At 45.3% G+C, this 18,673-nt stretch carries 20 protein-coding genes; 8 read left to right on the top strand and 12 right to left on the bottom strand.

Annotated features, from left to right (window positions below; genetic code table 11):
- Positions 1-341: 341 nt before the first annotated feature.
- Positions 342-578, bottom strand: a complete 237-nt coding sequence (locus ACXAGV_RS04120) for a hypothetical protein (protein ID WP_474872133.1) — start codon at positions 576-578, stop codon at positions 342-344.
- A 152-nt stretch (positions 579-730) separates the two neighbouring features.
- Between ACXAGV_RS04120 and ACXAGV_RS04115 the strand changes: the two genes are divergently transcribed.
- Positions 731-1,285, top strand: coding sequence for an outer membrane beta-barrel protein (locus ACXAGV_RS04115; RefSeq protein ID WP_474872131.1), 555 nt, complete (start codon positions 731-733; stop codon positions 1,283-1,285).
- A gap of 92 nt (positions 1,286-1,377) precedes the next feature.
- Here the strand turns inward: ACXAGV_RS04115 and ACXAGV_RS04110 are convergent, their stop codons facing one another.
- From ACXAGV_RS04110 to ACXAGV_RS04095, 4 genes are read right to left on the bottom strand one after another with little or no spacing between them, the layout of a single operon-like run.
- On the bottom strand, positions 1,378-1,611 hold the full coding sequence (locus tag ACXAGV_RS04110; protein WP_474872129.1) for a YheU family protein: 234 nt from the start codon (positions 1,609-1,611) through the stop codon (positions 1,378-1,380).
- 58 nt (positions 1,612-1,669) lie between these two features.
- On the bottom strand, positions 1,670-2,704 hold the full coding sequence (locus ACXAGV_RS04105) for a hydrolase (RefSeq protein WP_474872127.1): 1,035 nt from the start codon (positions 2,702-2,704) through the stop codon (positions 1,670-1,672).
- A gap of 20 nt (positions 2,705-2,724) precedes the next feature.
- Complete coding sequence (locus ACXAGV_RS04100; RefSeq protein ID WP_474872125.1) at positions 2,725-3,225, bottom strand: TIGR02444 family protein; 501 nt, start codon at positions 3,223-3,225, stop codon at positions 2,725-2,727.
- Complete coding sequence (locus ACXAGV_RS04095; RefSeq protein WP_474872123.1) at positions 3,212-5,185, bottom strand: ATP-binding cassette domain-containing protein; 1,974 nt, start codon at positions 5,183-5,185, stop codon at positions 3,212-3,214. Before ACXAGV_RS04095 ends, ACXAGV_RS04100 begins: the two co-directional genes overlap by 14 nt.
- 118 nt (positions 5,186-5,303) lie before the next feature.
- Between ACXAGV_RS04095 and ACXAGV_RS04090 the strand changes: the two genes are divergently transcribed.
- On the top strand, positions 5,304-5,510 hold the full coding sequence (locus ACXAGV_RS04090) for a YheV family putative zinc ribbon protein (protein ID WP_474872121.1): 207 nt from the start codon (positions 5,304-5,306) through the stop codon (positions 5,508-5,510).
- Between the two features lie 178 nt (positions 5,511-5,688).
- Positions 5,689-6,798: a DUF748 domain-containing protein gene (locus ACXAGV_RS04085; protein ID WP_474872119.1), complete on the top strand. Its 1,110-nt coding sequence runs from the start codon at positions 5,689-5,691 to the stop codon at positions 6,796-6,798.
- A 146-nt stretch (positions 6,799-6,944) separates the two neighbouring features.
- Here ACXAGV_RS04085 and ACXAGV_RS04080 read toward each other — a convergent pair whose 3' ends face one another.
- The 3 genes from ACXAGV_RS04080 to ACXAGV_RS04070 all read right to left on the bottom strand — a co-directional run bounded on the left by ACXAGV_RS04080 (position 6,945) and on the right by ACXAGV_RS04070 (position 8,533).
- Complete coding sequence (locus tag ACXAGV_RS04080; RefSeq protein ID WP_012520154.1) at positions 6,945-7,103, bottom strand: hypothetical protein; 159 nt, start codon at positions 7,101-7,103, stop codon at positions 6,945-6,947.
- A gap of 239 nt (positions 7,104-7,342) precedes the next feature.
- Positions 7,343-7,591 (bottom strand): SlyX family protein, encoded by a 249-nt coding sequence (locus ACXAGV_RS04075; protein WP_474872117.1) that lies wholly within the window; start codon positions 7,589-7,591, stop codon positions 7,343-7,345.
- Positions 7,592-7,600: 9 nt separating this feature from the next.
- Positions 7,601-8,533, bottom strand: a complete 933-nt coding sequence (locus ACXAGV_RS04070; protein WP_474872519.1) for a WD40 repeat domain-containing protein — start codon at positions 8,531-8,533, stop codon at positions 7,601-7,603.
- Positions 8,534-8,730: 197 nt separating this feature from the next.
- On the opposite strand from ACXAGV_RS04070, the gene fkpA reads away from it, so the two are divergent.
- Positions 8,731-9,516, top strand: coding sequence for an FKBP-type peptidyl-prolyl cis-trans isomerase (fkpA, locus tag ACXAGV_RS04065; RefSeq protein WP_039221430.1), 786 nt, complete (start codon positions 8,731-8,733; stop codon positions 9,514-9,516).
- Between the two features lie 264 nt (positions 9,517-9,780).
- Here the strand turns inward: fkpA and ACXAGV_RS04060 are convergent, their stop codons facing one another.
- Entirely contained in the window at positions 9,781-10,050 is a 270-nt protein-coding gene (locus ACXAGV_RS04060; RefSeq protein ID WP_474872114.1) for a hypothetical protein, read from the bottom strand.
- Positions 10,051-10,224: 174 nt separating this feature from the next.
- Here ACXAGV_RS04060 and greB point away from each other — a divergent pair, with 174 nt between their 5' ends.
- The 3 genes from greB (at position 10,225) to ACXAGV_RS04045 (ending at position 15,447) form a co-directional block, all read left to right on the top strand.
- Positions 10,225-10,710 carry a transcription elongation factor GreB gene (gene greB, locus ACXAGV_RS04055; protein WP_014951337.1) on the top strand — a complete coding sequence of 162 codons (486 nt, stop codon included), beginning with the start codon at positions 10,225-10,227 and terminating at the stop codon, positions 10,708-10,710.
- A 178-nt stretch (positions 10,711-10,888) separates the two neighbouring features.
- The gene (locus ACXAGV_RS04050; protein ID WP_474872112.1) at positions 10,889-13,231 is read left to right on the top strand and encodes a Tex family protein; all 2,343 of its coding nucleotides are present in this window, start codon (positions 10,889-10,891) and stop codon (positions 13,229-13,231) included.
- Positions 13,232-13,668: 437 nt separating this feature from the next.
- Complete coding sequence (locus tag ACXAGV_RS04045; protein ID WP_474872111.1) at positions 13,669-15,447, top strand: C1 family peptidase; 1,779 nt, start codon at positions 13,669-13,671, stop codon at positions 15,445-15,447.
- Between the two features lie 119 nt (positions 15,448-15,566).
- On the opposite strand, the gene ACXAGV_RS04040 is transcribed toward ACXAGV_RS04045, so the two are convergent.
- The 3 genes from ACXAGV_RS04040 to bioH form a co-directional block, all read right to left on the bottom strand.
- Positions 15,567-16,505 carry a putative metalloprotease CJM1_0395 family protein gene (locus tag ACXAGV_RS04040; RefSeq protein WP_474872109.1) on the bottom strand — a complete coding sequence of 313 codons (939 nt, stop codon included), beginning with the start codon at positions 16,503-16,505 and terminating at the stop codon, positions 15,567-15,569.
- Between the two features lie 14 nt (positions 16,506-16,519).
- On the bottom strand, positions 16,520-16,837 hold the full coding sequence (locus ACXAGV_RS04035) for a hypothetical protein (RefSeq protein WP_474872107.1): 318 nt from the start codon (positions 16,835-16,837) through the stop codon (positions 16,520-16,522).
- 177 nt (positions 16,838-17,014) lie between these two features.
- Positions 17,015-17,824 carry a pimeloyl-ACP methyl ester esterase BioH gene (gene bioH / locus ACXAGV_RS04030; protein ID WP_014977794.1) on the bottom strand — a complete coding sequence of 270 codons (810 nt, stop codon included), beginning with the start codon at positions 17,822-17,824 and terminating at the stop codon, positions 17,015-17,017.
- A 98-nt stretch (positions 17,825-17,922) separates the two neighbouring features.
- On the opposite strand from bioH, the gene ACXAGV_RS04025 reads away from it, so the two are divergent.
- Entirely contained in the window at positions 17,923-18,636 is a 714-nt protein-coding gene (locus ACXAGV_RS04025; protein WP_474872105.1) for a ComF family protein, read from the top strand.
- The last annotated feature ends 37 nt before the right edge of the window (positions 18,637-18,673 follow it).

The raw sequence follows: 18,673 nt of genomic DNA, 5'->3' as shown, positions 1-18,673 counted from the left end.
ACAGAGTATCTGCTGCTTTAAAAGCGATGATGAGAAAAAGTATTCATTGAAACCATTCAAGAAAGGCGCTCTATTCCTTTCCTTATTCACTGGTATCGCGAAAAAAACCGAATTCCGTGCCTGTTGGCAAAAGTGAATGCTGGATAACACACAAGTACTTCAGCAAAAGCTGTTCCAACACTAAAAAAGCGCGTTTATTTATTATATTTACATTAATTTACAACAACTTAAAAATTTCGATACTGAAGATGGAGTCTAATGACTTTGATGTAAATTTATCTGATGAGTTAGCCAAAGGGATAACTGTTGTTTTTTAGAGACAGTTTCCCATACCACTATGTTTACTTTTTAAATTTTACCCAAGCTTCAGCAGCTTCGGCATTCGCAAAGCGCATCTCCCTACTTTTAATTTTTCTATATCTATTAAATAGATAGCGACTTTCTCTTTGATTTTCTTCTGAACTTTTCTCGCAGTTGGCAGACGCTTTGCACTCCACCATGTTGATAAATACATCGGACACGATTTCTGAAAAGAAATAATTATGATGACATAAAAGCGTTTTTGGCTTTGTGTTCATCAATCAAGTGACCCACTGAAGCGGGATGTTGAAGAGCATTGCGATATATGGGCAGCGCATCGCAGAAGTGCTGACTTGTAACACGCTTCGCAAACACATTGAATGTTTGCGTTGCAAAAGGTGGGTTACTGAACATACTAAGGAGTTATCACATGCGTAAATCAATCACACTTATTGCAGCGGCACTAACGGCGGCAACACTTCCTCTTACAGCAATGGCCGACAAGCCAGACTGGCGTTACGTAGAAGGTGGTTACACCAAAATGGACTTTGACGACAACGAGTCTTTCGAGCCAGACGGTTTAACCGTTAACGGTAAATATCTGTTGAACAGCAACTGGTACCTAAACGGCGAGTACAGCTTCTTTGAAGAAGGTAACTTCGATTTTGATATGCTTACCTTGGGCGCAGGTTACCGCTTACCTGTAAATGCGACCACAGACGCGTACTTCGGTGCAAACCTAGAACGTATTGATGGTGACGTAGATGACGAGACTGGTTACAGCATTAATGCCGGTCTTCGCTCAATGATTACAGAGCAGGTAGAGCTTGCTGGTGAAGTAGGCTATTACGATGTAGACGACGGTGAGGCCACATTTAAAGTAGGCGCTAACTACTACATCACGCCACAGTGGGCTGTTGGCGCAAACTACAAAATCATTGATGATTTAGACATTATGCAGGTAACTGCACGCTACGCGTTTTAAGCCTTCCTCTCCTCAGGTAGGTTGCCGGGTTGCTCGACCCGGCTTTTTTGTGCCTGCATTTAAAGAAGATGGCTGTTCTTTCGCTTTGTTTTCTATTCAGCTGTGTCGCTGGGCTCAATATCTTGTTTTCTTTTTATATCCACACTTTCGTGAAGCTCTGAGTATACGAGTACTGCCTCGCCAGATTTTAACCTGTCTAGCACCTGCTGCACTTTTACTTCTAGCTCAACTTCCTCAGCGCCATAGTCGGTGCCTTCGCGTAATACAAAAGATTCAGCCAAGCTATAAAGCGTATCGGCTTCTAACGCGTCGATGGGAATTATCATTCACACTCCTGGGAAAAACGTTTTATAAAACTTAAACCGCACAAAGATCACCTCAGTATTAGCGACTAACATAACTACAGGTTAAATTTACCGGTAAGGCTTCGCTAACAAAGCCTTTGACGCGCTCGTGCAGCCAAACCTTCGGGTTTAACACAGAGCCTTGCATGAAGCCGACATGACCTCCGCGTTCGCTCAACTCCACGGTGACGTTACGCGCAAGCTCCTCCTCTTTTGGCACAATTAAATGGTTCATGAAGGGATCATCAATGCTATGCAATACTAACGTTGGACAGTGGATAGCGCTTAAAAAGTGATAAGCGCTGCACTTTTCATAATAGTCTTGCGCATCTGCAAAACCGTGCAGCGGAGCCGTGATCTTTTCGTCAAATTGGGTAAAGCTCGTAATGCCTTCCACGTCACTTTTTGTTAGCTGAATAAGCTTGCGATAATCAATGTATTCCATCTTCTTACGCAAAGTGTCTTTCATGCTAGTAAGTAAATACTTTTGATATACCCGCGAAAACCCCTGATTAATTGACTTCGCACACTCGGATAGTTTAAGTGGAGAAGATATGGCAACTGCTGCCTTTAGCCACTTTTGTGCTGGGTTTTCACCTAACAGCTTCAACAGCATATTACCGCCAAGGGAAAAGCCAATAGCTACTTTGGGAGTACGGGGAAATTTATCGTGCAGCCACTCTAAGAAAAAACTGGGGTCTTCTGTTTCGCCACTGTGATAGGCCCGCGCTTTTAGATTGGGCACACCGCTACAGCCGCGATAATGCATCATTACCACCTGCCAACCATTCACAGATAGTTGGGCCATCATATCATTCGCATAGTGCGATTTAATGCTGCCTTCCAATCCGTGAAACATCACCACTATTCCTGATGTCTCTTGTGGTTTGGGACCCCATGCTACGTCAATAAAATCGTCATCCGGTAAAGTTAAACGCTCCATGTTATAAGAAAGGGGTAAGCGCTTTTGAATAAAACGCGGCCATATGGTTTGCACATGTCGGTTCTTTGCCCACCCTGGCACCTTAAAGCTACTTTTTATTATCTTTCCATGCGATAGCGCTGATTTGCTCATTGTATTTTCTTATTGTGTTTTTACGATAATTGATTAACCACAAGGCTCACTAACTGGCGCGCCTCGTTGTTGTCGCGCAGCTCATAGGCGTTAATGAACGCAGCGATAGAAGCGTTAAATATATTCGTTGGCGAGGCTTGCTGACCCAAGTGCGTAACCGCCTGCTCATTAAAAGACGCAACAATGTCTTGCTGCTGTTGCCTTTCAAGCTCTAATTCTTGCGCTTTAAGTGCATCGTAGGATGCTTGCTCACCACCTTTCTCAGGGCTTGCTGCTTTGCGCTTCTCGCGATGCTGTTTTAACTTTTCGTCAGTGCTCGCTGATGCCGCTATAACCGATTTAAGCTGAGGCAAATTTATAATGACATTATTCTCTAAACACCAGCAAATCAGCAAGAGAACGTTTACATTCACCTTGTGGTTATCTTGAAGCAGAAGCGCGAGTGGTGCCATATCACCTTTCGAGTAGCGAGACACGCTGTATTCCCAAAACACACTGCTTTTTATATTAGGCACTGACATTGTCATACTCTTCTCGTTTTTGCTCTATCTGCTCTTGGGCATCTAGCCATGCCATCTCTTCCTCTTCAAGCTGTTGCTTAAGCTGAGTTTGCTTGTCGAGCAAGCCCATGAGTTCTGCTTTTTTGTCGTCGCTGTAAAGCGAGGTATCGGCGAGTGATGCTTCTACCTCTGCCAAGGCGGTACTGCATTTCTCCATAGCTTTTTCGTGTTTTTCGATGGCTTTTTTAAGTGGCGCTACGCTTTGCCTGAACTCGGCTTCACGGCGTTTTTCTTCTTTACGATCTAACTTGCGTTCCGGCTTACTCTGCACTCCTGCTTCTTGCTGCGCGCCGTTTTTAGCGTCGCTGTTGGCTTTTTTAACGTCGCTGTTGGCCTTGGCTTTTTCTGCAGCCTGCTGTTTTAAAATCCAGTCGCGATAATCATCCAAGTCGCCTTTAAATGGCTCAACTTCACCGCTGTCTACCAAATAGAAATCTTCACATACCGAAGAAAGTAAGAAGCGGTCGTGCGATACCAATACCATTGCCCCTTCAAAACCTTGCAGCGCAATATTTAGCGCATGGCGCATTTCTAGATCTAAGTGGTTGGTAGGCTCATCCAGCAGCAATAAGTTAGGTTTTTGGTAAACAATTAGTGCCAACACCAAGCGCGCCTTTTCGCCACCTGACATAGGTGCCACGGGTGCCAATGCTTCATCGCCGTTAAATCCAAAACCGCCCAGGTAATCGCGAAGCTGCTGTTCAGTAGCTTTTTCATCAATACGCTGCAAATGTAAAAGGGGTGTGGCATTAGCGTCTAGTGTTTCTAACTGGTGCTGGGCAAAATAGCCAATCTTCAGACCTTTTGCGGTATTGAAAATCCCCTGTTTGGGCGCATGAACGCCCGCTAACAGCTTGATTAACGTTGACTTACCTTGCCCGTTTCTACCTAGAAGACCTATTCTGCTGCCAGGTACTAAATTCAGTTTTACCTGTTGAAGAACTATATGATCATCATACCCCAGCTGTATTTTTTCCATTTGAACCAGTGGGTTTGGAAGCGCTGTTGGCGGTGAGAAAGAAAAACTAAATGGGCTTGCCATGTGCGCTGGCATTAGCGTTTCCATTTTCTCTAGCTGCTTAATACGGCTTTGCGCTTGCTTTGCTTTACTAGCCTTGGCTTTAAACCGTGTAATAAACGAGTTTAGATGGGCTACCTTTTGCTGCTGCTTTTCATACTCAATGTTTTGCAGGCGCATGCGCTCAGCACGCTGAGTTTCGTAAGATGAATAATTACCTGTGTAGGTAACAAGCTTTTGTTGCTCAACACTAATAATTTGCGCCACCGTATTGTCTATAAATGCCTTATCGTGAGAAATAAGTAATAAGGTACCTGTATAGCGTTGAAGCCATTTCTCTAACCAAATCACGGCGTCTAAGTCTAAGTGGTTAGTGGGCTCATCAAGCAGCAATAGGTCTGAAGGGCAAAGTAATGCTTGTGCAAGATTCAAGCGCATACGCCAACCACCAGAGAAGTCACTGACTGACGCGCTTAACTGTGCATTAGTAAACCCGAGGCCGGAAAGTATAGTCGCTGCACGTGATTCCACATCGTAAGCTCCAGCCTGCTCAAGCTGCCCGTGAATTTGGCCTATTTTTACACCGTCGCCGCTTTGTTCAGCTGCGTCTAGCTTAGCCTGTAAATCACGTAAATGTTTGTCACCGTCTATCACGTAATCTATCGCAGTTCGATCAGTTGCTGGCGTTTCCTGAGCCACGCTTACAATTCGCCAATCGCTGGGGACGCTGCAGTCGCCAGCATCAACACTCAACTCACTTCGCAGTAACGCGAACAGTGTGGATTTTCCGCAGCCGTTGCTGCCTATTAGCGCCACTTTGTGGCCTGGAAAAACCTGTGCCGACGCTTCTTCCAGCAGCATTTTGCGACCGCGAAGTAGCGATACATTTGAGAGCTTAATCATGACTAACCTGTGATAGAACAATCTAGGGCGCGTATAGTATCAAAAACTTAAGGTAAAAGCTGATCAACACATGCTATTTCAAGGTATAATAACGGCGAAATTATCCAAAGGTGTATGTATGTCAAAACGTGTAAAACGCCGCTTTGTAGCAGGCGCTACGTGCCCAAAATGCCAAGAGCTAGATTCTATTTCGTTATATTTTGAAAATAACGTGGAAAAGTTGGAGTGCGTCGCATGTGGGTACAACGAAGCGCAAACCGACGAAAAGGTGAGTGCTGCTACGCGCTCTAACGAAAATGTTATTGGTATCTTTAAACCCCACTAGCATTCCTACCCACGTCTCAGTAAATCTTACCCTTAAGCCTGTGTAACACCTTCTCATACTGTACTCAGGCTTTTTAAAACCTTCTCTATACACCGCGCCAATATTAGCTATCGCCCTTTCCGAGGAAAAACGCTTTTCAAGGCATGTTTTTTGTATTCCTTACGTGAAGGAGTAAAATATGAAGCACGCTAAAAAACGATTTTGTTATGTAATAGCAGGGCTATTGCTCATGCTCATCGCGTTTAGGTTGTATCTTCCTTATGCCGCAGCAACATACATAAACAACACGCTAAGCCAATCGGACCAATACAATGGTCGAGTAGGCGATGTCGATTTAATGCTATGGCGTGGTGCTTACAGCTTAGAATATGTGTTGCTGTATAAAGCGAATGGACAAATAGATAAGCCATTGTTTAAGGCTGACTATGTGGAGTTTACACTTTCGTGGTCACAGCTTTTTAAAGGTGCAGCCGTTGGCAGGGTGGTAGTAAATTCTCCCGAAATTAACTTTGTAGACGGAAATACAGAAGAAAAGAGCCAGTCGGGTAAGAACGAAAACTGGCTGTCTATTGCCGACCAATTATTTCCTCTGCGTATAGACAAACTTACCATTAACGAAGGGAAAATTGCCTTTCACAATCCTGATACCTCTCCGGCTATCGACATTGCGCTTCATGATATTCAGCTTGAAGTAAATAATCTGGTTAACAGCGACGATTTATCAGACACCCGCGTAGCCACAGCTACGGCGAAAGGGCAGACGGCAGAGCAAGGGACTATTTCATTAAACGCCAAGCTTAATCCTGCAACCAAAGCTCCTACCTTTGACCTAGACATTCAAGCTGATAACGTCGGTTTAGTGAATTTTAAAAACCTGCTTGATACCTATGCGCCTTTTGATTTAGAAGCGGGAACGCTTACGCTTGCTGCCGAGGTCGCGTCTAACGAAGGTCAGGTAAAAGGCTACATCAAACCAATTTTACATCACGTTGAAGTATTTTCTTGGAAAGGCGACATAGAACGTGACGGAGACGGCTTTATTGAAGGCAGTATTGAAGCGATTTCCGCGTTTGTCACTGAACTGTTTGAAAATCAGAGCCAAGACCAAATTGCCACACGAATTCCCATTGAGGGCGACTTATCTAGCCCAGAGACACAGACTTGGGAGGCATTTACGGCAATATTAAAAAACGCATTTATTAAAGCATTTAAAGGCGATGTGGAGGAGAGTATAGAGCTTGATAGACTAGAGTTAGACAGGTTGGAAAACCCTGATGGGTCTAATTGAAGACGTTAAGTTTTTTACGCTGCTACAGTCAAGTTTAACCGCTGAGAGCTTTTTTACTCGCTAAAGGCTTATTCACCCGCTAAAGCCGCTAAAGGCTTTGCAAAAGCCCTTAGCGGGTGAATAAGCCCTTAGCGGTAAAGACAGTATTATATGGTGCAGCTATCACCACAATCGTTAGCACCGTCGCGCATGCCTTCAATTTCTTGGCTTTCTTGCTTGTCTTTTTCAGCCTGTTTTTCGGCTACTGACTGCTCAACTGAGTCAAAATCGATGCTGTCAAACGCATCCATATCAAAATCACTCATAACTACTCTCTTAATTGTTGAAGATAAGGCTCGGTATTACTTGGGCCTGTGCAATTGCGGGCAAGTGTAATTCAATTAGATTATCAGGAAAAATGCAGTCTTAGCCTAACTCATAACAAGATAAACTAGTGTTCAACCCGAAGCCTCATAAGCGGTTGATCTTACAAGTTTGTCGACTGCCTTTGAGGCGCCCCTTTCAAACCCCAAAAAGCGCCTATTCCACTCAAGAATGGCTAAAATTAATAATGCGGAGGCGGGGTTTCTTCTGATTGCTTAGCAATATTAGACGGCTCTATGCTTTTAACACGGTCTATTACGTGGCTTACTTTAAACGCTAAATCATCGAGTTGCTTTTGTTGTGAAGCCAGCGCTTCATTAAGTGCCTCGATAGTGTGCTCTTGAAAGGCTACTTTCATCTGTAACTCTTCAATATAACTATTGGCGCTATCTATTTGCTGTTTTAACTGTTCAGCGCTTTTATCTGTCATGTAAATTCTCTATCTCTCTCGTTGCCATTCTTCGGCAAGGCCACTGCTACTTATAGACAATATATTATCATTGGGAAGGAAGCCGACGCCATAAACAACTGCGGTTGGCGGTGAAATAGACTCTCTTGAAGCAACCTGTATGGATTGCACTTGTTCGCCCGTTTTCAAATCCCATAGGTAAACTTTTCGAGCCGGAGAACCCGTTAGTAAAAACTGGCCGTCTTTGGAAAACTCAACGTCTGTGAAGATTTTTTGCCGCGATGCAAATTTGAGTGACGTTACAGGTTGCCCGGTTTGTGCATCCCATACTTGCGACTTGCTCTGGCTATCAGCGGTAAAAGCAAAGCGCCCTCCATCATCAAGCGCCACTTTCGTTACCCGTGTAGGGTGGGTAAAAGTATGAATTATTTGACCAGTGTCAGTGCTCCATAAATATGCGATGTAGTCGTTGCCGCCAGTCAATGCAAACTTACCGTTAGGTGAGATATCAATGGAGTTAACCTTTTCTTGATGCCCAAAAAACTCGAGACGACGAGAGGTTCGCGGCTCAAAATACATCACCTTACCATTTGAGCGAGCGACGAGTATGCCATTACCATTATTGGTGACTACCACGTCGCGAATAGAAGACTCATCTATTCGCCAAAACCCTTCTGGTTCGCCAGTTTCTAAACTCCACAGAGCAAACGCTTCACGATCGGCAGTTACCACATAGCGCTTATCTGCACTGATGTGCACTGACATCACTAAGTTGTTACCTTCCCCTTGGTGGCTCCAGTGATAAAGGGGCTCACTTTGTCCCATTCGCCATACGTTTACCCCGTTATTCACACCAGACACCACCGCTAGTGTGCCGTCAGTAGAAATATCTGCCGCGTATGCACCTTCTTCTACATGACGCCACTGCTGTATTGGCGTAGTATCAGGGACAGAGCATCCCACGGAATTGCCAATAAGTACGATGAGTAACACTATTCTTTGGAACATTTGAGGCCTAAACATAATCAAATGGGTTTCGCTTTGTTAACGCTAGGTTTAACATAGCATGGATCACGCATCTTTAACTATCGTGCACACTGCCTTAGATGCAGCAGTATAGACATAGACGCATGATGATAATAATTAATGGAGACGTTTTTATGCAGAAGTCGCTCGTTGCCTTATCTACTATCGCTGCGCTAGGCCTTTTCGCTTGCCAGCCAAACACATCTGATGAGGCCGCTTCTACAAGCGCTGATAGTGCAAAAACAACTTCTGTTTCAGCAGAAGAAATGACAGATACACAAAAGCAAGCTTATGCCATGGGCGCAAGCATGGGTTTGTTTGTTAGCAACCGTGCCGAACAACAAGAGCAGCTTGGTTTAACACTAGACCAAGATGCGCTACAACAAGGCTTTAAAGACGGTCTAAATGACACCCTTAAGTTTACGCCAGAACAAATTCAGCAAATCGCTCAACAAGGCGAAGAAGTACTTCGTGCTAAGCAGCAAGAAATGGCAGAGCAAGCTGCCGAGAAAAACATTGAAGCAGGTCTTGCTTACCTAGAAGAAAATGGTAAGAAAGAAGGTGTGACGACAACAGAGTCTGGTCTTCAGTACGAAGTACTTGAAGAAGGCGAGGGTGCTAGCCCAGAAGCGACAGACATGGTTAAAGTTCACTACCGAGGCACCTTGTTAGATGGCACTGAGTTTGACTCATCATACAAGCGTGGCGAGCCAGCTGAATTTCCACTTAATCGCGTAATCGCGGGTTGGACTGAAGGCGTACAGCTGATGAAAGAAGGCGCGAAATACCGCTTCCACATTCCATCAGAGCTTGCTTACGGCGCGCGCTCAACGGGTGCTATCACGCCAAACTCAACGCTAATTTTTGATGTTGAGCTTCTAGAAGTGGTAAAACCTGAAGCCGAAGCGCCAGCTGAATAAGCTAGAGCTTTAGAAAAGAGAAAGCCGACGTATAGCGTCGGCTTTTTTGTTTTAGTGAGTCAGCGTGATCCTTGCTTACCTTTTCCCTACGAGCTAGTGGCTTTTCACCACGCGCGTACCCAGATAGTAAAATGGGTTATTCAATATGCTTGGTGCCTCGAATTACACTGTTAAGCTTAGCCTAAAATTTAAATATTTCACGGCCCTAACAAAGGTTTTTAGGAACATTTAAACCTTAAAAATTGGGGCTTAAAACTAAAGGTTTTAACGGTTAGGTGCGCGTCGTCTTTCCGCATGGACTTTAAACGTCGCAAAGTGATTGAGAAGTGAGTGCCCCGCTTTATACATGGCACACGCTAGGATAAGGTATATCACAGTTCGTACACTATTTAAGCGAACAACTATATCAAGTAAGGCATACAACAATAACAGCGCGCCGCTTAAAAACAGCATAAAACCTATGATAGTGCCGCTGGTTTGAAGCGGATCGCTCCCCGACCTTCGGCGGTTCAACACAGGCATTCTGTTACGCATTCATTTTCCCTAATGGTTTGATTGTTATTTATACAACGACACTAAACAAAAGGTTTATGTTCAATAATTATTCAATCTGTCTCTTTTGTCACTTTTTGACGTACAGAAAGATTGCGTTTTGCCTTATTACCCACATAAAGTAGGGGTAATTAGCTGGATTATTTATAGGACATTGTGAAAACACCGCTTATCACTCGAAAGGGCTACTTAAAGCTTAAACAAGAACTGGATTTCTTGTGGCGTGAAGAACGACCTGAAATTACTCGCAAGGTAACTTGGGCAGCGAGCCTGGGTGATAGAAGCGAGAATGCTGACTATCAGTACAATAAAAAGAAGCTGCGGGAAATTGATCGCCGCGTACGCTACCTTCGCAAGTGCCTAGAAAACCTAAAGGTTGTGGACTACGATTCACAGCAAGAGGGTAAGGTATTCTTTGGTGCCTGGGTTGAAATTGAAAACGAAGCGGGCAAGGTGATGGAACTTAGGCTCGTGGGCTACGACGAAATTTTCGGCCGCAAGGATTACATTTCTATCGACTCTCCGATGGCGCGAGCACTGCTTGGCAAAGAAGAAGACGATGAGTTTGTTGTAAAAACCGAGACGGGCACGAAAGAGTGGTGGATAAACCGTATTTGGTACGACGCAACAGACAAACTGTGAGCATTAATATGCCCTATTTAATCACCCATTTTTAACACAATGATCAGACGACTTCCCCTACACCGCGGTGATATACTCACCGCTCCTATTTTCACTACCGACGCTGTGTATATAAGCCTTTCACACACCGTTTATTCGCCATTGCCTGACGCGAATTATTAGTATCTTAGAGCGACTTATGATTATCAATAAAATTGCAGATGAACTTAGCGTTCAACCTTCGCAAGTAACTGCCGCTGTTAAACTTCTTGATGAAGGGTCGACCGTACCTTTTATCGCGCGCTACCGAAAAGAAGTGACACAAGGCCTTGATGACACACAGCTGCGTACCTTGGAGCAGCGCTTAACCTACCTGCGAGAGCTTGAAGAGCGCCGCGATGTAATCCTTAAATCTATCGAGGAACAGGGCAAACTAACCGACGAGCTTAAAAGCAGTATCACCAGTGCTGACAGCAAAACTACCTTGGAAGATTTGTACTTACCGTACAAGCCTCGCAGGCGCACTAAAGGCCAGATTGCTATTGAAGCAGGCCTTGAACCTCTCGCTGATACCTTATTCTCTACCCCAGATACCGATGCTGAAAGTGCAGCAAGCGAATACGTTAACGCAGATAGTGGCATTGCTGATACTAAAGCAGCATTAGAAGGCGCCCGCTATATCTTAATGGAGCGCTTCGCCGAAGACGCTACACTGCTGGCAAAAGTGCGCAAGTACTTAACTGAAAATGCTTATGTAAAAAGCACGGTTGTATCAGGTAAAGAGCAAGAAGCCGCCAAATATAAAGACTATTTCGAACACAGTGAAAAGTACAAGAACGTACCATCTCACCGCGCGTTGGCGATGTTTAGAGGCCGCAACGAAGGCATGCTACACATTCAGCTAGATGCCGACCCGCAGTCAGAAGACAACGGCCCGTCGCATTGCGAACATATTATTGCCAGCCATTACGATATTATGCACCGCGGCCGTGGTGCAGATGACTTCTTAGCTCAAGTTGTACAGTGGACGTGGAAGATCAAAATTGGTTTACACATGGAAACTGAGCTATTCAGCGCCCTTAGAGAACGCGCAGAAGAAGAAGCCATTGAGGTATTTGCTAAAAACCTAAACGACCTGTTGATGGCTGCACCTGCAGGTGCAAAAACCACTATGGGCCTAGATCCTGGTTTGAGAACTGGCGTTAAAGTAGCGGTAGTAGACAGCACAGGAAAAGTGGTCGCAACCAACACCATTTTCCCACATGCACCACAAAATCAATGGGATAAATCTATTCGTACGCTCACCACGTTATGCAAGCAATACAAGGTAGATTTAATCAGCATTGGCAACGGTACAGGCTCGCGCGAGACAGACAAACTCGTTGGCGAAATGCTCAAGAACAACAGCGAGCTTACTGCACAAAAAATTATGGTCAGTGAAGCAGGTGCATCGGTGTATTCAGCGTCGGAGCTTGCTTCAAAAGAATTACCTGATCTTGACGTGTCAATCCGCGGTGCCGTGTCTATCGCTCGACGCTTGCAAGACCCGCTAGCAGAGCTGGTTAAAATTGAGCCAAAAGCCATTGGTGTTGGCCAATATCAGCATGATGTAAGCCAAAGCCAGTTGGGCAAGTCGCTAGACCGTGTTATTGAAGACTGTGTAAACGCCGTTGGCGTTGACTTAAACACTGCATCGCCCGCGCTTTTGAGCTACGTATCGGGCTTAAACAAAACCCTAGCGCATAACATTGTAAATTTCAGAGACACTAATGGCGCTTTCCCAGACCGTAAAGCGCTATTGAAAGTAGAACGTTTAGGGCCTAAAGCCTTTGAGCAAGCGGCAGGCTTCCTTCGCATTGTAAACGGCACCAACCCGCTTGATGCCTCTGCGGTTCACCCCGAAGCGTACCCAGTGGTAGATAAAATTGTAGATACGACTGCTGTTGCGGTTAACGACATCATCGGTAATACCGAGCTTCTAAAAAGCCTGTCACCAGATACCTTTACCAGCGATGTATTCGGTTTGCCAACGGTTAAAGACATTCTAAAAGAGCTGGATAAACCAGGCCGCGATCCGCGTCCAGAGTTTAAAACTGCCGCGTTTAAAGAAGGCGTTGAAACCATTAACGACCTTAAGTCAGGCATGATTTTAGAGGGTGTGGTGAGCAACGTGGCGAATTTTGGCGCATTCGTTGATGTTGGCGTACATCAGGATGGACTGGTGCATATTTCAGCACTAACTAACAAGTTTATCTCAGACCCTCGCGAGGTAGTTAAAGCAGGCGATATTGTTAAAGTAAAAGTGCTTGAAGTAGACGTACCGCGCAAGCGTATTTCTTTCACCATGCGCTTAGACGACACACCGAGTCAAAGCAATAATGCAGGCGGCAAACCAGCAGCAGGAAAACCACAACATAAAGGGCGTGCTAACCCTAAAGCTAGCCCTCGTTCAAATCAGGGTGGCGGCAATCGCAACAGCCAGCCTCAAAATAGCGCTATGGGTAACGCCTTTGCCGATGCATTTGCTAAAGCAAAAAAGTAAACAGTAGCGATTCAACATAATTTACTGTTGCTTATAAAGGGCCTGTCACCGACAGGCCCTTTTTGTATCACGCTTCCATTTAGCCTGTCGTTTTTGCTACATTAGTTTTTGGTACATTAGTTCGGGCGCATGGAAACTTTATGTTCCCAAAAACTCTTTAGCAAAGAGCACCAAAAACAGAAAATACCGAAATCATGAAAAGGTGTAGGTCACACCGAAACCAAAGTTCGTATATTGGTAGCGTATAGCAAGGCCGTTGACATGCTTGAAGTGCCTTAGCGTTTAGCGAAAGTGACGTTGCTCATTTGACCACAGTCTTTTTCTAGGCAGCACTTTCGGACAACCATAATGAGCTAAGGGCCACTAACCTTTGGTGTACGAATGTAATCATCCAACTGTACAGCAAAGATTATCTGCCCTCATCAAAGGATGATTTTATGAACTCGCCTGTCTCAAAAAACATGCTGAATGTCAGCGCCGATTACCCCGACCTTCGGGATCGTTATTACCAGCCAAATCTTACTCCACTTCAGCCTTTTATCGACCCGCCAGGCAATTTGGTTATTTTAGACCAAGGAAAAGATGGAGCGTGTACCGGCTTTGCATTGGCCGCTACCATTAATTTCATTTACCGTCAGCAAGGCCGAAAACATACTGTTAGCCCGTGGATGCTTTATGCCATGGCTAAACGTCATGATGAGTGGTTAGGTGAAGCGTATGAAGGCTCAAGCTGCCGCGGTGCAATTAAGGGGTGGTACAACAGTGGCGTATGTAATTATTCATTAACCGAAGATATAAAACACAGCAACGAATTTGAGATGACCCTAGCTATTGCTAACAATGCTAGCAATCACAGGCTAGGTGCGTACTACCGTATTGAACGAGAAATTAGCGATTTTCATGCGGCGCTTAACGAAGTGGGCGTGATCTTTGTTTCTGCCAGAATTCATGAAGGCTGGAAAGATAGCGAAGGTGATGTAATAAGCCTAAGGCCTGAACCCATGGGTGGCCATGCGTTTGCCATTGTTGGCTATAATGATGAAGGGTTCTGGATCCAAAACTCCTGGGGGACGGATTGGAAGAAGTCAGGGCTGGCACTTTGGCGTTACGGTGACTGGGCGTTAAACGTTATGGATGCATGGGTTGTTCAACTCGCACTTCCTATTTCAGGGACAGGAACTTACCATCAGGCTACGCGCTCTATTGCACAGGGTTTGTTTTTTCGCTCCACACCACGGGTGAGCATTCAAGATCACTTCGTTCATTTCGACGACGGACACTTTGATACCAGAAGTAAATATTGGAGCAATAAAAACCACGTCAATGCCATTATTGAAAAGCTTTCTGACAGTAATCATCAACATGTAATGCTATACGCGCACGGCGGCTTAAATAGCATAAAAGCTTCGGCTAAACGCATTGCTGCCATGAAAGACACCTTTCTTAAAAACGATATTTACCCCATTCACTTCATGTACGACACGGGTATGCTAGAAGAACTCAAGGATATTCTTGGCTTTAAAAATAAAGAGATTAGCAACAAAGTTGGAGGCTTCACTGACTACACTGACCGCATACTAGAGTGGGCAACACGTAAAGTAGGCGGAGCACTGTGGCGAGAAATGAAATCAGACGCTTGCACGCCCTTTACCCGTACCACATCAGATGGTACGTATTTCCTAACGCAATTGGCCGCCTACTTGAAAGACAATTCAGATATTAAGCTGCATGTCGTGGGTCATTCTGCAGGCTCTATCTTTCATGCGCATAGCCTGTCTAGACTGTTTAAAGTAGATAAAAGCATAAAGATTAAAAGTCTACACTTATTGGCACCAGCCATTAACTACCCGCTTTTCAACGAAACTCTCATTGAGCTTATAGAAGAAAAACATGTTGAATCGACTACGGTATATAATTTATCTGAAGCGTTGGAAAAAGATGACCACGTGGCGCGCATTTATCAAAAATCGCTGCTCTATTTAGTATCAAACGCATTTGAACCTAAACCAGAGATGCCTCTGTTAGGTATGGCTGTGTTTAATCAGCCGCTGTCTAACGTGACCTTTAAATACAGTGAGGGGAAAGAAGGTGATGCCACCGCCGCCACGTCCCACGGCGGCTTCGATAGCGACGTAGCCACCATGAATTCGGTGCTTTCAGACATTACTGGCGGCTCACCTAAATATCCGTTTACAAAGGCAATACTGGATTATTAAAAGCTGCTAGCTGGAGAGGGTGCTGATTAAATGAAAGTGCTTCCCTTACGCTCTAGCTACGGTTGTGATGGGCTAAATCGTTGGAGTAACATAAAGCAGACAAGGCTAATTACAGGTTATCATGCTTGAAGTGATAGGCCTTCTCTAGGCGGAGTGTAAGCTTGCAAATACGCATTTTGAATTCGGCCTATTCGAGCCTGCATAAAATCAGCCTCACTGGCCTCAACAGCTTGCTTAGAAGAGGCGCTTGCCAGCGTAGACTGAGCATCTAAAATCGCACTTGCGTCAGCGCCTTTTGTGGAATTAGTGTTGATTTCCTGCTGGTTGCCAGCGTCAGCATCTGCAAATACGCCGCTATCTGAAACATTCGTAGCACTATAAGTCGACGTTCCCTCCGCTGCGCCTTTGGCGATCTCGCTTCGCGCTTCTGTGGCTTTTTGAGAGGCCTCAGCAGCTACCTTTAAATCTTGTGATGAAGGTTCAGCTGGTGCGAGGGCGGCTGCGCGCACCTGCTCCATTTTTTTCAGCGTTTCCTCAGGCGTTTTTTCTTCTGAAACATCAATCGACACCTCGCCATCTGTCACATAGCGTTTATTGTCAGGGCCTGTGGTGTATTCATATTGCGGTGCACCGGCGTATTGACCACCTGTAGATGCATGGGCTTGTTCGTGAACTCTTACTTCCTGATCGCGGGCTTTTAGCTGTTCAATTTCAGCCGCGTCTTGTTTTTCTTGTTGCTCTTGCTGCCTGTCTTTCGCGTCTTGCTTACCAGCACTCTCGTCCTGCGCATTGTCTTTCTCTTGCCCAAATACGTTTTGAAAAGCCGCTTGAAGCTCGGATGGTATTTGAGGACGTTCATAGGTGACAGGCGCTGGCGGCTGGCCCGGGCTTTTGGATTTGTCTGTTTCTGAACCTAAGCCTTTTTGAGAAGCGCCTTGCTGGGAGTCTGATGTTTGGGGAATAGTTTCCCGCTGCACGTTATCTCTGCGTGCAGATTCTGTATTAATGTTCGCCGTGGGATAGGCAATCGCATTAAGTATAGGTGTAACGATATTCATCGCAACGGCTCCACTTAAGCCAGCACGTCGATAATGGAACCGAGCATCTCGTCGGCCACGCCCAATACTTTTGCAGAAGCCTGAGCATTACGCTCGTTTACATTAAGCGCGATTAAGTCGTCAGTGAGACGCGTAGAGGTAGACGTTGAATTCGATGACGTGTTTGTTGTGTCGGTATTGGTCGCAATAGGTTGAGCGGGTGCTACCGCATCCTCAGCTGTTCGCTGAGCAATATTTGATGCTGCCTGCGAAATTCCGTCGCTGGCATTTTGTAAACCATATTGAGCCGCTGCAAATGCAGAGCCTGCACCTAAACCATCAATACTTGTCATACATTACCCCTAACCTCTCATGTGCAATTATTAACCAATTTCACACAAATGGAAAGACGTGTATCAAACCCTGTCATTAACTTATTGTAAGCATGAGATTTTTATTAGCCGCTCAAAGGTAAAAAAAGCTTCAAACTATCGGCAAGCCGCGGTTTGAAGCTTCATGTCATCGCTCTATTAAGACGCCTTTTGCTGGTAAACGCCAGCGGCAAAGCGAAATAAAATGTCAGCAGTTTGCTGAGGATGTGAAATAAACGGCGCATGCGACGCATGAGGCAGAACAACGGTATCAGCCTGCGGATGTAGCTCACATATACGATCTATTCCGCTGGTCGGTACTAGACTATCCAACCTGCCATACAATCGTAATGTGGGTGTAGTTATTCGCCCCACGTCTTGACGCATGTCTTCAGTAGACAATATGCGTAAACCTTTCTTAAGCGCTTCCTCAGCGGGATCTGGGAATTGGGTTACCTGTTCTCTGATCGCCTTAATATCCTGCTTTGCCGTTTCGCTACCCATCGCTTGAATTGCCAAAAAACGTTCCAGTGTTTTCTGATAGTTCTTTTCAAGCTGAGTCTCGAACATTGAAAGTAAATCGGCAGCAATACCCGGCCAACAAGGCCCTGCTATAAATCGAGGTGTTGAAGCAATCGTTACCAGTCCGGTAAGTTTTTCTGGTGCTAACAGCGCTAACTTTTGCGCAACTAGGCCACCTAATGACCACCCAACCAACACACACTGGTTTGGAAGCTGGTTCACAATGGATTGAGCCAATGTTTCCACGTTATACGGTGACGGGACGAACTCTGCATTTTCCCCAAACCCAGGAAGATCTATGGTGGTGACGCGAAAATTATCGCTTAAATAAGGAATAAAGGATGTGAACGCTCCGCTGTTCATACCCCAACCATGAAGAAATACCACATCTACGCCTGTCCCCTGAGTACGGGTGACAAGCTCGCCGTTTGTATGCAAACTTTCCATTTACACCTCCTTAGGCAGTCACGTGTTTTTGAGGCAACACGAAATAATGAAAACAGGTCGACGTTCGACAATTCAAGGAAGTTGATGGAATCAACACTATGAACCTTTCATGCTTGCTATGTTATCAGGCAAGTCCTACGCCAGTATGTCACTGGTGTGAAGATGACATATTTTTTTTCGATGCCACGTTGCACGGAAGTAACCTACTTCAATATGGCCCTGTGGCAGGCCACGTCAAGCATAGCCACTATGACGCGTTACGCGTTTTGGGACTTCATACGTGGCCAATGTCATCGCTGGTTCACCAGTTAAAGTTTACGCATTCCCTTACGGCAGGAAAAGTATTAAGTAACTGGTTTGTCCATAAAATGCGACAGTGCACTTTATCAGTGCCCAATGTGCTGCTTCCGGTGCCAATTAGTGCATGGCGACTTGCTACACGGCACTACAATCAGGCTACGCTTCTGTGTGAAAGCATAAGCAGTGAGCTGAATATTCCAGTTAACCAGTCGTGGGCCAAACGACGGGGCTTTAGCGTGCAGCATCACTTATCCAAAATGGCGAGAGCCGAAAACGCAAGCCGTGTATTTAGCCTATCGACGCAATGTATCGATGATGAGATAGCAATAGCGCAAGGTAATAAAGATGGCAGCAACTTCAGCGTTGCAATTGTCGATGACGTACTCACCACCGGCGTGACCGTGAATACATTGAGTAAAAGGCTCAAAAAACGCTACCCAAATTTACACATTCAGGTGTGGGTAGCGGCATTTACGCCACCAACTAAAAGCAGTCTGTATCAGAAAGCCTAGTGATCAGAAGCGGTGATACTGAAAAGCGCGGCATTCG

The organism is Alteromonas sp. ABH4_453, from assembly GCF_056160665.1.
The sequence above is the reverse complement of the archived record's forward strand: the minus strand, read 5'-3'. Positions and strand labels throughout refer to the sequence as shown.